The sequence below is a fragment of the Anaerococcus lactolyticus ATCC 51172 genome (assembly GCF_000156575.1).
In the GTDB taxonomy this organism is placed as follows: domain Bacteria; phylum Bacillota; class Clostridia; order Tissierellales; family Peptoniphilaceae; genus Anaerococcus; species Anaerococcus lactolyticus.
Genome location: NZ_GG666046.1, coordinates 180,677 through 194,018, shown reverse-complemented (window position 1 = coordinate 194,018; position 13,342 = coordinate 180,677). Strand labels below are relative to the sequence as shown.

At 35.6% G+C, this 13,342-nt stretch carries 10 protein-coding genes; 3 read left to right on the top strand and 7 right to left on the bottom strand.

Going from position 1 to position 13,342, the window contains the following annotated elements; translation table 11 throughout:
• The 5 genes from HMPREF0072_RS05495 to HMPREF0072_RS05475 form a co-directional block, all read right to left on the bottom strand.
• Nucleotides 1-840 carry a formate/nitrite transporter family protein gene (locus HMPREF0072_RS05495; protein WP_004828103.1) on the bottom strand — a complete coding sequence of 280 codons (840 nt, stop codon included), beginning with the start codon at nt 838-840 and terminating at the stop codon, nt 1-3.
• Between the two features lie 122 nt (nt 841-962).
• Nucleotides 963-2,654, bottom strand: coding sequence for a glycoside hydrolase family 13 protein (locus tag HMPREF0072_RS05490; protein WP_004828101.1), 1,692 nt, complete (start codon nt 2,652-2,654; stop codon nt 963-965).
• Nucleotides 2,655-2,774: 120 nt separating this feature from the next.
• Complete coding sequence (locus tag HMPREF0072_RS05485) at nt 2,775-4,655, bottom strand: PTS fructose transporter subunit IIABC (protein WP_004828099.1); 1,881 nt, start codon at nt 4,653-4,655, stop codon at nt 2,775-2,777.
• Complete coding sequence (gene pfkB / locus HMPREF0072_RS05480; RefSeq protein WP_004828097.1) at nt 4,645-5,550, bottom strand: 1-phosphofructokinase; 906 nt, start codon at nt 5,548-5,550, stop codon at nt 4,645-4,647. Before pfkB ends, HMPREF0072_RS05485 begins: the two co-directional genes overlap by 11 nt.
• Entirely contained in the window at nt 5,547-6,242 is a 696-nt protein-coding gene (locus HMPREF0072_RS05475) for a DeoR/GlpR family DNA-binding transcription regulator (RefSeq protein WP_004828093.1), read from the bottom strand. The genes pfkB and HMPREF0072_RS05475 overlap by 4 nt, the downstream gene beginning before the upstream one ends.
• Nucleotides 6,243-6,395: 153 nt before the next feature.
• Here HMPREF0072_RS05475 and HMPREF0072_RS05470 point away from each other — a divergent pair, with 153 nt between their 5' ends.
• Nucleotides 6,396-6,971 (top strand): xanthine phosphoribosyltransferase, encoded by a 576-nt coding sequence (locus HMPREF0072_RS05470; RefSeq protein ID WP_037326849.1) that lies wholly within the window; start codon nt 6,396-6,398, stop codon nt 6,969-6,971.
• A gap of 392 nt (nt 6,972-7,363) precedes the next feature.
• Here HMPREF0072_RS05470 and HMPREF0072_RS05465 read toward each other — a convergent pair whose 3' ends face one another.
• A complete protein-coding gene (locus HMPREF0072_RS05465) occupies nt 7,364-9,661 on the bottom strand; it encodes a coiled-coil domain-containing protein (RefSeq protein WP_004828089.1) in 2,298 nt (765 codons plus the stop codon).
• Nucleotides 9,654-11,726 (bottom strand): efflux RND transporter permease subunit, encoded by a 2,073-nt coding sequence (locus tag HMPREF0072_RS05460; RefSeq protein WP_004828087.1) that lies wholly within the window; start codon nt 11,724-11,726, stop codon nt 9,654-9,656. Before HMPREF0072_RS05460 ends, HMPREF0072_RS05465 begins: the two co-directional genes overlap by 8 nt.
• 585 nt (nt 11,727-12,311) lie before the next feature.
• Here HMPREF0072_RS05460 and HMPREF0072_RS05455 point away from each other — a divergent pair.
• On the top strand, nt 12,312-12,746 hold the full coding sequence (locus HMPREF0072_RS05455) for a flavodoxin (RefSeq protein WP_004828085.1): 435 nt from the start codon (nt 12,312-12,314) through the stop codon (nt 12,744-12,746).
• Between the two features lies 1 nt (nt 12,747).
• Nucleotides 12,748-13,293 carry a DUF3793 family protein gene (locus HMPREF0072_RS05450; protein ID WP_004828083.1) on the top strand — a complete coding sequence of 182 codons (546 nt, stop codon included), beginning with the start codon at nt 12,748-12,750 and terminating at the stop codon, nt 13,291-13,293.
• Nucleotides 13,294-13,342: the final 49 nt, after the last annotated feature.

Genomic DNA, 13,342 nt, shown 5'->3' with positions numbered 1-13,342 from the left:
TCAATCCTTATTATCGTTTCTGTAGGCTAAGAAATACAAAGTACCAATAAATATTGTACCACCGATAATGTTGCCAAGGGTGACTGGAAATAAATTTTTAAAAACCATATTTGAAATATTTAGACTTTTGAGCGTTTCTAGTCCAAGTCCCGTTTTACTGGCAAAATCTGGAAAATTTTTCGCCAAAATCCCAGCAGGTAGGTAGTACATATTGGCAATACTATGCTCAAAACCTGATAGGACAAAAACGGAAATTGGGAAAAAGGCTGAAATAACCTTTGATCCATAAGATTTTGCCCCTAGCGACATCCAGACTCCGAGGCAAACCAAAAAATTACCCAAGAGTCCCAAAACCAGAGCCTGGCCAAAGGAAAAATCAATTTTGCCCTTGGCAATTAAAATTGTCCTCACCCCAACTAGACCATCAGCAAAAAACCATTGGCCCGACCTTGAAAGTAAAAAGGCTACAAATAAAGCTCCTATAAAATTTCCAAAATAAACCAAAATCCAAGACCTAAGCATGACCCCTAGGCTGATTTTCTTATCCAAAAGGGGAATTGTCATCAGGGTATTGCCTGTGAAAAGCTCGCCTCCAGCCAAGATTACAAAAATTAGTCCAGGTGTGAAAACTAGGCCTTGGACGAGTTTACCTATAGGAAATTTGCTCCTATCTCCAAGTAATGATGAGGCCGCAAGGGTTGAAGCCTCGCAAGCTAAGGCAACAAATACTCCCGCAAAAAACGCTAGGATCATTAGTTTTCCCATCTTAATTTTCGTCTTATTCGTATATACATCAATCGCCCTTGGTAAAATTTTATCAGGGCTCAGATCAGTTTGCATACTTCCTCCTTATATTTTTTTATAATTATATGTCAATCCTATTAAAATTCCTTATTTTTTAACTATAGCTCCCCTTCATGCTGGTCTCCCCGAGCCGACGGGCTAGTCTCCCCATATCTTTTTTATTTTTCCCATATTACAAAACTATTTTCTCCGAGTTTTTGGTTCTTAAAATTACCAGCTGCGAGGATTTCTTTGCATCCTAAGTCAAAGTTTTTTTCTTTGCCTAGGTTAATGGCAAGACTTAGGGTCTTTTCATTTACAAATCTTTCTAAAATTAACAAATCTCCCTCGCTATAAATTTTTATCCCACCATTTTTTATGGCTTCGTGTTTTTTAACTGCGAGGATTTCTTTAATTTTTCCTAATACATCTTGCTTTTCTTCTATCTTCTCCCAAGGGAAGGTCCTCCTACAATCAGGATCCCCTTTTCCTTCAAGTCCTACTTCTGTCCCATAATAAAGAGAATTTGCTCCCATGTAGACCACGCTTAAGGCGATGGCAGCAAGGGTTTTATCCAAAGATCCACCGATTTCTGTAATAAATCTTGGTGTATCATGGGTATCTAGGAAGTTTAACATCATTCTATTTGCCGCATCTCTATTTCTCATAAGAATCATATTTAACTTATCACTTGCTTTTTGGGCAGAAATTTTTCCCTTAAAATAATCTAGGCAGGTATTGGTAAAGGCATAATTCATTATAGAATCAAGCTCATCTCCCCTAAGGAAGGCTTCTGCATTGTGCCAATTTTCGCCAATTATAACTGCATCGGCCTTGGCGGATTTGATTTCCTTCCTAAATCTCTTCCACAAATCGTGGCTGACCTCATCTGATACATCTAGCCTCCAACCGTCAACGTCAAATTCTTCTATCCAATACTTGCCGATTTTTATTAAATAATCCTGTACTTCTTTATTAGAAGTTTTAAGTTTTGGCATATTATAAACGTGGGCAAAGGTCTCGTAATTTATTTTTTCTATATCAGCCTTGTCCCCATCTATATAAAACCAATCGTAATAAATAGATTCCTTACCCTTTTCTCTTACGTCTTTAAAAACTGGATTTTCGTGGCACATATGATTAAAGACTGCATCTAGGACTATTCTTATGCCAAAACTGTGGGCCTTTTCTACAAGTTTTTTAAAATCCTCCTTGCTTCCAAATTGTGGGTCAATTTCAAAATAATCTATGTTATCGTATTTGTGGTTGGTTGGCGATATGAAAATCGGAGTCAAATATAGGCAAGTCACGCCGAGGTCCTTGATGTGGTCAAGTTTTTCTATAATTCCCTTAAGGTCACCACCAGCAAAAGAACTTGGAGTTGGTAAGTCTTCCCAGGCTTGGTTAATGTAGGAGTCATCCTTAGAAAAATCTCCTCTCCTAAATCTTTCTGGAAATATCTGATAAAACACAGCGTTTTTCATCCATTCCACAGGCTCAAAAAAGTCTGCTTCGTGGATATAAGGCATGTGGAAGGATGTAAAATAAAAGTTTTCAAAATCATAGACTTCTTCAAGCCCATTTTCACTCAAATAATAAGTTTCATTTTCATCGCTTACCTTAAAAACATAGGCCAGTCTCTTATCTAAAAGTTTTAGGTTAATCTCATAATAAGAAAAGCTTTCATCTTCAAAGGTCTTCTCCATCTTTTCTTCTTTCCAGACGTGTGGGTAGTCACATTTATAAGTATAGACAAGTCTCACATCAAGTTTATCTTTTCTATCAGCTCTTAACCTAATATTTATTTGATCAAGGCTTATGGCATAGGCCATAAAACTTTCACTTAAGTGTAAAATTGCGGCTTTATTCATATTTTCTCCTTTGAGCTTTTACAGATATTATAACTCAAGTAAAATATAATTCATTTTTTAGACAAAAAAATACCAGAAGACTTGCTTCTGATATTTTTTAATTTGAAATATAAAATTTTATTATCTAAGGTTTTCTGGTTTCTTTTTGATTGCTCCTAGGATAAGTCCTCCGATTATTGCTCCTATTAGAACTGCTCCTACAAATAAAAGTGCTTGGTTTAAAGAACCCATAGCTGGAAGAATGAAGATTCCTCCGTGTGGTGCTGGGGCGCTTACTCCAAAGTAGCCTACGATTGCGCCTGCTAAGCTAGAGCCTATTACACAGGATGGGAGAACTGTTTGTGGCTCAGCTGCCGCAAATGGAATAGCTCCTTCTGTGATAAAAGATGCGCCTAGGATGTAGTTTGTAACTGTTGTTTTCTTTTGTTCTTCGTTGAATTTATCTTTGAAAAATGTTGTTGCAATGGCAATTGCGATTGGAGGTACCATACCACCTACCATTACAGCTGCCATAAAGGTGCCAATTCCTGTATCTGTGAAAGCACCGATTGCAAAAGCATAAGCTGCCTTATTTACTGGACCACCCATATCTATTGCCATCATGGCTGCAAGAAGGGCGCCAAGTAAAACCATATTTGTGCCAGAAAGGCTAGTTAACCAATTGTTAATAAAATTATTTACACTTGTAAAGACTGGGTCTATTGCAAAAAACATTATTGCTCCTACAATAAGGAGACCTAAAACTGGGTAAATTAACATTGGCTTAAGACCTTCAACTGATTTTGGAAGGTTTCTTGTAGCTTTTTTAAGGAAGTTTACTACATAACCTGCTATAAAACCACCTATTAAGCCACCTATAAAACCTGCACCACGACTTGCCATTAGACCTGCAACCATACCTGGCATGAGGCCTGGCCTATCAGCTATAGAGTAAGAAATATAGCCTGCAAGGATTGGTATTAAAAAGCTAAAAGCATCTCCTCCGAGTCCATTTAGAAAGGTGAAGATTGTTGATTTATCACCAGTAAATCTCTCAAAGAGGAAAGAAATTGCAAGTAAGATACCACCACCGATTACAAATGGGAGCATGTGGCTAATACCGTTCATGAGATCGCCATAGATTTTTTGAGTTATTGATTGGCTTTCTTCTTTGTAAACTGCACTCGCACCTGCCTCTTCGTGGTAGATATTTGCTTCGCCCTTTATCGCCTTATCTACAAGCTCATCTGCCTTTCTGATTCCGTCTGATACCGGTCTTTGGATTACTTTTTTGCCGTTAAACCTAGCAGTTTCTACTTTTTTGTCAGCTGCAATAATGATTGCGTCTGCCTTTTCGATTTCTTCTGCTGTGAGCCTATTTTTAATACCGTCAGACCCATTGGTTTCTACCTTGATATTTACTCCCCTGGCCTTGGCTGCCTTTTCTAGGGCCTCTTGGGCCATGTAGGTATGGGCAATGCCGTTAGGGCAAGCGGTCACTGCAAGAAGATTTATAGTAGCCTTAGCTACTTCTTTATTTTCTGCTTCCTTTTGGACTGGTTTTTCTTTTGCAGAATACTTTTCAATCACAGAATAGACTTGGTCTTCGTTTTCTACTTTTTTAAGGTCACCTATAAATCCATCTTTCATAATCATCTTTGAAAGCTCTGCAAGGGTTGCAACGTGGAGATTATTTTCCCCATCTGGAGCTGCAATTGCAAAGAAAATCTCTGTTGGCATCCCATCTAGGGCATCATAGTCAAGACCAGATTTTTTTCTAGCAAAGAGGACTGCTGGTTCTATTACTGTTTTATTTTTGCTGTGAGGAATGGCTACAGATTCGCCAAGAGCTGTTGAACCTTGGGCTTCTCTCTCCCTTAGACCCTCCGCAAAATCTTCCGCACTTTTTACATAACCCTTTTCGAAAAACTTATCAGCTATTTCTTTGATAGCTTCTTCTTTGGTCTCTGCCTTAAGATCTAGGACCATCAGGTCTTTTTTTAGTAAATCTTTAATTTCCAATTTTTTCCACCTCTACTTTTTTTAATATTTCATCAATCATATCTTTACTAGCTATATCTGGGCTAAAAGCTGTTGCACTTCCACATGCCACTGCTAGTTTGTAAGCGTCAATTTTTTTATAATTATTAACACAGCTATATACAAAACCACCTACCATTGAATCACCTGCACCAACTGAATTTACAAGTTTTCCATCAATAGGTCTTGCCCTGTAGGCTTCATCGCCACTTACAAAAATCGAACCCCTTGCACCGAGAGAAACAATTACATTTTGAGCACCCAATTCATTTAACTTCCTAGCATAGGCTACTAAGTTATCATCGGTAATTTCAGTTTGGAAAATTTTTCCAAGCTCCTCTTCGTTTGGCTTAACCAAGAGAGGTTTGTAGGACAAATAATCTAGAAGTTTCTTGTCAGCTATATCAATAGTGAAATCTGCTTCTGTTTTTTCTATGACTTTCTTATAAAAATTAGAATCCAAGGAGTATGGCAAGGATCCTGAAATAACAATGATATCTCCCTTTTTAGCATCTCTTAGACTTTCAAAAAAACTCTCAACTTCCTTACTAGAAATATGAGGCCCCTTGGCATTTATTTCTGTTTCCTTATCGTACTTAAGCTTAACATTAATTCTTGAGTTTTCCTTTATTCTAACGAAATTTTCGCCTAGACCCAGTTGTTTTATGGCGTTTGCTATATACTCGCCAATAAAACCACCGACAAAACCAAGATTTATTGACTTCTCACCAAGATTGTGGATGATTTTGCTCGCCATAATCCCCTTGCCACCTGGGTATTTTTCGTCTTCCCTAGCCCTGATTGTGGCTCCATCTTCAAATTTATCAAATCTTAAGATGTAGTCAATAGCAGGATTTGTTGTAATTGTATAAATCATTTTTCCTCCGTAATTAACTTAATTTCATCTCTCTTAGCTATAGTTGCAAAATATTTTACATTCTCCTTGGAACTATCAGCAAGAACATAGGCTCTGGTAGAATTTTCTATAGCCTTAGACTTAACCACAGCTTCATTTACATCTGCTGTATAAAATCCCCTCTTATCAAAACCATTTGCACCAATAAAAGCCAGATCGAAATTATATCTAGCGATTGCTTCTAAAGTCTTTGACCCAGTAGTAACCTTAGTTGCTGGTTTGACCTCGCCTTCCAAAAGAATAGTAGGAATATTTTTATTAATTAATTTATCAAGATGCATAAGCCCATTTGTGACTACAGTAATATCTTGATCACTAGATAAATAATCGATTAACTCATTACAGGTAGAGCCAGCATCTAGGTAAATAAACTTAGCATCCTTAATTAATCTTGCAGCCTTTTGACCGATTAGAGATTTTTCTTGAAGCATAGTTTTTTGGTTATCAGTGAAATTTATCTCTCTAGCAGCGATAGAATTTAAAACCGCACCTCCATGCACCCTGGTAATCTTGCCCATATCCTGCAGATATGACAAGTCTCGCCTTAAGGTAGATTCACTGACTCCTAGCTTATCAGTAAGAAATTTATTTGATACCGCTTCCTCTTTTTTTAGAGTATCTATAATTATTTCTAAACGTTTTTCCAATATCATACAAACATTATAGTTTCAAAATCAATCAAAGTCAATCAAAATCTTTCAAGACGGATTTGTTACAACTATAGAAATTGATTGACTATTTTATAGGGAAAGACTATAATTATTTAAAGTACATAGGAAGATTTTTAAAATATATAAGGAGACATGATGAAAGAACTAGAAGAACGCATTCTTAAAGATGGGATTGTTATTGGTCCTAACATACTAAAAGTTGACTCTTTTTTAAACCAACAAATCGACTCAAAGTTAATCCATAAAATGGGTGTTGAGTTTGCAAACTACTTTAGAGACAAAAAAATCGATAAAGTCCTAACTGTAGAATCATCTGGTATAGCCCCAGCTCTTGCTACAGCCCTCGAGCTCGAAGTTGACTGCGTTTTTGCCAGAAAAAAACAATCACTTACCACAGGTGATAACTTCTATCATTCAAGCGTATATTCATTTACCAAGCAAGTTACAAACGAACTTATAGTCTCAAAAGACTTCATAAAAGAAGGCGAAAACGTCCTAATGATCGACGACTTTTTAGCCAACGGTCAAGCCGCTAAAGGCATGATTGCAATAGTTAGACAAGCAGGAGCAAATCCAGCAGGACTTGGAATTGTAATCGAAAAATCCTTCAGCGAAGGTAGAGAGCTCATAGAAGATATGGACATAGATATCTACTCCCTAGCAAGAATTGCAAAATTAGAAGAAGGTAAAATCACCTTTGTAGAAGAATAAAAAAATAATCTGTCAGGAGAACAATCCTGGCAGTTTTTGATTGAAAATTTTTATATTTTTTTAATCCCTACTGGCCTAATTTATATTATATAATATTAGTGCCTAACACCATATTTTATTAGGTGGAGAAAGTTGAGAACATTTTGTCTCAAATCATCTGGGAAAATTTCTCTTTCCACTTGTTTGTAGGGTTAATCTTAATTTTTGTAAAAAAGTATCTAGACCTTTACGACAAGTAAACAATAAAAAGACGCCAGCAACAAGCCCGTCGGCTCGTGAAGACCTGGCGTCTTTTTGGTGAATTTATTTTGTCTCAAATACTCAGCTTTGTAAGAGGTGGCTTCTCTTGATATTGTTATATGAGTTTTCCTAGATTTTTCAATATCAATATCTTATCTGATTTTTTCTATTATCCTTGATCTTGTCTCAATATCATCAGTTGAGCCTGATATTGAATTGTTTTTCTTAGCAAGCTTTGACATTTGGTCTAGAATTTCTCCTATTTCTTTGATATCTCCGGTTTTTTCGGCTAATTTATCAATACCTTCTTCCTTGTATCTTCTAAGTCCTGAGTCAAATTCTTCATACTTTTCATTATAAGTATCTGACCCTTCTTTTAGCTTAAGTGCACCTGTCCTTAGGTCAAGTATTCCCTTATTTAAGTCAGAAAGCCCCTTAGCCATCGGATTTAAAGCCTTATCATCTATTGATCCAAGCTCACTAAGAGCTTTAGACCTTTCCTTAAATTCGCTAAGACCATCTGATAATTTTTCTGAGCCTTCTCTTAGGTCAGCAGATTTTGAATCTAATAAATTTAAACCATTAACGAGTTTATCCACTCCTTCCTTATTGGCTTGTGTACCAGCCACCATGTTTTCAGAACCTTCCTTTAACTTATCTAAGCCCTCATCAAGTTGGCTTAGGGCCTCCCCTAATTTCATTAGGTCGGAATCAGATAAGCCACTTTCAATTTTTTCTATACCCGCTCCTAGTTTGACTGATGCTTCTTCTAGATCATTTTTAGATCCATCAAGCTTTTCACTCATCTCTCCGAGGCCCAGGCTCAATTTGTTAAGGCCACTTGTAAGCTCATTTGATGCTCCGCTTAAGTTTTTTAAACTAGCGTAAATTTCTGCATTTACCTTTGCACTGGCGCCAAGTTTTTGACTTTGGCCATAAAGTTCATTTTTAATTGCCCTTAGACTTTCAATTTCGCTTGTCAAAGCCCCATCAGCATTTTTAGATTCAAGACTAGCTATTTGACTTTCAAGACTAGCCGCGTTCTGATTAATATTTGATATTACCCCTTCGATATTTGGCGCATTTTCTCCTGCAGCGCTTAAGTCAGCTAGGGATTTTGATATTTGTTCTGAAGATTCACTTGCTGATTTTAGGCCTTGGTTTAATTTTTCTAAGGATTCAGCCATAGGATTTATATTCCCGCTAAAGTCATCAATACCTGTTCTTAAGGCCTTTAAAGAGGTCGCAAATTCTAATAGATTGCCTCCTTTGGCATCTCGGGATAATTTTTCCCTAAGTTCCTTACTTCCTTGGCTGAGCCTTTCAATGCCTGCATTTAACTTGGTCGCACCTTGATTCAAACGGTCTGCACCATCCATCAAATCTCCCATTTTTGAATTAATCTCAGAAAGACCACCTGTATATTGGTTAAGACCCTGATTTAAATTAGCACCTCCCTTATCTAGGGCAGAAATGGCATTTTCCATTGGTCCAATTTTTTCTGGCAAGCTTGCAAAGGCTCCACTCATTTGGTCAAAACCTGCAATCAACTTCTCAGATCCTGCGGATAATTTTTCAGATCCATCAGCAAGGTCAGAAATCCCTTTATTTAGGCTTTGACTTCCTTCTTTGAGTTTGCCTGAACCATCCACAAGTTTTCCTGCATTTGTTGTTAATTCATCAAGTCCACTTTCCAAATCATCAAAGGATCCTAAGCTTTTACCGTCTTGGAAGATTTCGTTTGTAATTACAACATAGGCTTCGCTAGGTTTGAAATTTTCTACATCTATTTCAATTTCAATCTGGTCCTTAAACTTAGCGAGCTTTTCAGCATCCAGAAGGCCAGCAAAATTTTCCCTTAGACCTGGAGTAAGGACCCCGGCTACTATTTGGTTTTTGCCGTCTTTAACGATTTTTGCTGAATCAGCCTCGATATTTTTTACCTGGTCATCTGCAAAGGTCATCTCAGTCATTACAAGGTATGGTGAGTAAATCATCTTGCCAGATTTTTGCTTTTCTTTTACCTTGTTGTGGGCTGTGATAGTAATTTTTACCTTGCCAGACTTTCCTTCTAGGTCTTTAAAATCTATGGCCTTACCCTCTAGTTCGTATTTTATTTCTACATCCACAGGCAAGTCCTTGTCGGTCTTTCCCTGGTAATAAAAGTCTTTATCCTTAGAATTTATATCAATAAAGCCGTCCTTGGTCTCGATTTTTTCATCAGTTTCAAGATTTTTAATGTCTTTAAGGTCTGACTTATCCTTTACATCTGTCCTTCCGTCCTTGTTTATCCAAACTGAAACAGTCTTATCTTTGACTTTATCCGCCTCTTTGGTGACATAAACAGTTTCATTTTTATAAGTTTTAGTCGCACTAGCATAGGCGATATTCCCACCAAGAATTGAACTTACACTTAAAACTGCTAGAGCTTTTACAAATTTTTTATTCATTTTCTTTTCCTTCCTTAAATCCTTTTGTAGTTTTTTCGATAAAGGGAATTGTAAGCCCTATTATGGCAGGTAGGAAGATAATTATTACAAGCATTGAAATTATCGCACCCCTAGCCAAAAATATACAAATAGTTGATACAATTTCCATCTTTGAGTAGATACCTACACCAATAGTTGCTGCGAAAAATGAAAGTGCAGATGTAACTATTGATTTTGATGTTTCCCTTACTGACAAATCAAGTGCCTTTTCTAGATTTCTATGTTTTTTATATTCAAAGATAAACCTATCCATCATAAGTATTGAATAATCAATGGTTGAACCTAATTGGACTACACCTATAATTATCGAAGTGATAAATGGAATGGTGTGGCCAAAGTAAAATGGAATTCCCATATTTATGAAAATCGCAAGTTCAATTGCACTAATCAAAATAATCGGAATTGCAAATGACTTGAAAACTAAGGCTATGATTAGAAATACCACTATAAGCGAAACGATATTTACCATCTTAAAATCCCTATCGGATAGGATTGTCAAGTCTTTTGTTAAAACTGCCTCACCTGTAACTTTTCCATCAGCATCATGGGACTTTACAATTTTATCAATTTCTGCAATCTGGTTATTAACTTCATTTGACGCTGTTTGGTATTCTGAATTAACCATGATCATCTGATAGCCGTCTTGAACGAAGTTTTGCTTTAATTTTTGAGGTAATATTTCGCTTGGCACAGTAAGGCCTGTCATTGAATTTACGCTTAGGACATTATTTACCCCCTCCACATCTTTAATTTCTTCTATCATCGAATTTACACTTGTTTTTGAAAGGTCTTCCTTGACCACTATAAAGTGACTTGAGGCCATATTGTAGTCTTTTTTCATCTTGTTTAGGGCAACAATAGAGTCAAGATCTTGTGGAAGTGACCTGTCCAAATTGTAATAAAGATTAGTATTTCTTGCCCCATAGACAGCTGGGATAAACAAAATCAAAAATACTATAAAAAGTTTTTTCCTATGTTTTATTGTAAAATTTGCTATCCTTGAAAAATCAGGAAGTAAAACCTTGTGGTTAAACCTGTTTACAAGTTTTTCAGCAAGGAGAATCATTGGTGGCAAGACTACAACTGTTGAAATAAGTCCTAAAAGCACTCCCTTACTCATTACAAGACCTATATCCTTACCAAGACCCAGCTGCATTAATAAAAGCACTAAAAATCCAGCAAATGTTGTAAGGGAAGAGGCAAAGATAGATGCTAAAGTCGAATCAATAGCCTTAGCCATAGCCTCATTGTTGCTTTCATTTTTCTTTTTCTTCTCTACATACCTATGGTAAAGGAAAATCGAATAATCTGTTGTAACAGCAAGTTGCAAAACTGCTGCGATTGCCTTAGTAATATAGGAAATTTCTCCCAAGAAAAAATTTGTCCCAAAGTTATACAAAATTGCATAACCTATATTTAGCATAAAGAGAAATGGGATAATAGTTGATTCATTGGCCAAAGATAAAACAACAAGAGCCAAGGCAACCGCCAAGCCAACATAAATCGGCGTTTCCCTATCAATTAAGTCCTTAGTATCCTTAACCAAAGAAGAAATACCACTTAGGTATTTTTCCTTTGACTCAAGATTCCTTATATGATCTATAGCCTCCATAGTCTTAAAAGACGAAGATGACTCAGAAAATTTAACCATCAAAAGAGTTGAATCCTTCGCATAAAAAGCCTTCCTAATCTCATCAGGCAAAAATTCATTAGGAACTGTATCGCCCACGATTGAAGACTTTGAAATTACATCCTCAACCCCATCTATTTCTAATATTTCTTTTTTTAACTTGTCTGCATCGTGGTCAGTTCCCCTTAGGATAAGCATACCCGTAGCAGCATTCTTAAAGTCCTTATCAAGGATTTCCTGGCCTTGAGTAGACTCAAGATTTTCTGGCAAATATGATAGGATATCATAGTTTACCCCTGTGGACTTATAGCCAATCCATGATGGTATTAGTAAAAGAGTCATCACCAAAAGTACCAACCTAGGATGGTATGAAATAAATTTTGATATTTTTTTCATCACTAACTTCCTTTCTAAATAGGACCAAAAAATATAAACTGAGACTTTTAATAATTTCAATAAAATAGGATTTTGCTTTTGTTAAAATCTTTTAGCCTTATATTTTAATAATCAATTTGCAGTGAAAATAAAGTATTAATCATATTATATTATTTTTACTTCATTATTAAATTAATAATCCGAATATTTATATTCATTATCTTTCATTATCTAAACTTTAGATTTATGATTATTAACCTTTGTTTTTTTGTGTCCTCACTTTATAATACACCTATATAAAAAGAATTCAAATTTAGAAATAATATGATTTATATATAGTTTTTTAATTAATTTTTATATTTTGCCAAAATTTAGTATTCTTATCTTTCAAACTAGAATTTTTACCCTATTTTTTTACATATACTATAATATAAAGATTGAAATCTAGCTTTTCTTCATTTTTTAATAAAAAAATAAAAAAATGCTTGACAAGAACCAAACAATAGTTTATTATTAGGATAGATGTTGATAAGGATTATCAGTCTCATAAATATTGATAAGGATTATTAATATCATAAATTACGAAATCAAATTAAGGAGAAAAACATGAAAAAAGTAGCAATAGTTTATTGGTCAGGTACCGGTAACACTCTAGCCATGGCAAATGAAATAGCTGATGAGCTTAAAAATTCTGATTTAGAAGCAGAAGTAATTAATTGTTCTTCATTCAGCGAAGGCGATGTAGCAAATTATGACGGATTTGCTTTTGGTTGTCCAGCTATGGGATCTGAAGAATTAGAAGAAGGTGAATTTGAACCTATGTTTGAAAGCGTGGAAAAATCTCTTTCAGATAAACCTGTTTTAATATTTGGTTCTTATGAATGGGCTGAGGGTGAATGGATGCACACTTGGCAAGAAAGATGCGAAGGTGACGGTATAAACCTAGTTTGTGATGGACTAATTGCTTATGATTATCCAGATGACGATGCTTTAAAAGAATGTAGAAGGGCAGCTTCAGATTTAGCTAAAGCCTTACAATAAAATGAATGAATTTTTATTGGTTAATTACGCATCACAGACCTTAGCTAATAAAAAAATCGCAAATCTATTTACTTTTAAAAACATTAAAAATATCAACATCCAAAAAATGGTCTCTGAGTGGAATGAAATACTTAACAAGAAAAATATGTACGTAGAAATACTTAAGACCGACCAAAAAACCGCTCAAATTTTTGCTTATAGACCCGCAAAATTATCTTACGTAATAAACCAAACAAAGATAAAAAACCTCTTATCAACTCTGGGCTATAAGACAAATGACCTTGATCAATGCATTAGGCATTTGAAATATAGGTTTAAAAAAGAATCTTTTCCCCACGAAATAGGTATTTTTCTTGGCTACCCCTATGAGGACGTAGTTGGTTTTATAGAAAATAAGGGGGCTAAGTTTCTAGTAAACGGCTACTGGAAAGTATATGCCGACAAGGATCAAAAAATCAAATTATTTGATCACTACAATAAGATAAAAAAATCTTATAAAACTATTTATAAGAGCCATGGGGATATAAATAGGCTCTGCGTTGGGTAAAATTACAACGTATAATTCCCCACAATAAGGAAGATTGTCATATCCTTAA

What these genes read in the sequence shown, in the direction of transcription:
- HMPREF0072_RS05495 (WP_004828103.1), bottom strand. Translation starts at nt 840, where the DNA reads ATGCAAACTGATCTGAGCCCTGATAAAATTTTACCAAGGGCGATTGAT.
- HMPREF0072_RS05490 (WP_004828101.1), bottom strand. Translation starts at nt 2,654, where the DNA reads ATGAATAAAGCCGCAATTTTACACTTAAGTGAAAGTTTTATGGCCTAT.
- pfkB (WP_004828097.1), bottom strand. Translation starts at nt 5,550, where the DNA reads ATGATTTATACAATTACAACAAATCCTGCTATTGACTACATCTTAAGA.
- HMPREF0072_RS05475 (WP_004828093.1), bottom strand. Translation starts at nt 6,242, where the DNA reads ATGATATTGGAAAAACGTTTAGAAATAATTATAGATACTCTAAAAAAA.
- HMPREF0072_RS05470 (WP_037326849.1), top strand. Translation starts at nt 6,396, where the DNA reads ATGAAAGAACTAGAAGAACGCATTCTTAAAGATGGGATTGTTATTGGT.
- HMPREF0072_RS05465 (WP_004828089.1), bottom strand. Translation starts at nt 9,661, where the DNA reads ATGAATAAAAAATTTGTAAAAGCTCTAGCAGTTTTAAGTGTAAGTTCA.
- HMPREF0072_RS05460 (WP_004828087.1), bottom strand. Translation starts at nt 11,726, where the DNA reads ATGAAAAAAATATCAAAATTTATTTCATACCATCCTAGGTTGGTACTT.
- HMPREF0072_RS05455 (WP_004828085.1), top strand. Translation starts at nt 12,312, where the DNA reads ATGAAAAAAGTAGCAATAGTTTATTGGTCAGGTACCGGTAACACTCTA.
- HMPREF0072_RS05450 (WP_004828083.1), top strand. Translation starts at nt 12,748, where the DNA reads ATGAATGAATTTTTATTGGTTAATTACGCATCACAGACCTTAGCTAAT.